The organism is uncultured Lacinutrix sp. (assembly GCF_947500605.1).
In the GTDB taxonomy this organism is placed as follows: Bacteria; Bacteroidota; Bacteroidia; order Flavobacteriales; family Flavobacteriaceae; genus Lacinutrix.
Genome location: NZ_CANMSJ010000040.1, coordinates 1 through 202 on the forward strand (window position 1 = coordinate 1; position 202 = coordinate 202).

Here is a 202-nt window from a genome sequence, read left to right on the forward strand (position 1 = left end):
TTAGCAACGCTTACTAAACGAATGTAAATGGTTTGTGGATTAGAAACATTAGTATAGTTACTGGTGTTTACTATTGGGTTGTTTCCTGAATCGGCTAATGCTTGTGTGGTGTGGTAACTTAGCGTAAAATCTGCTGCTGTTTGTCCTCCTGTAAAAATTTGAGGTGTGATTACCGCATCAAAATCAAACTGGTTAATACCAT

At 37.1% G+C, this 202-nt stretch carries 1 protein-coding gene; it reads right to left on the reverse strand.

All coding sequences use genetic code 11. The annotated features are described in order from the left end of the window. The coding region (locus Q0935_RS15890) for a hypothetical protein (RefSeq protein ID WP_299388366.1) at positions 1-202 on the reverse strand (202 nt) is incomplete at both ends.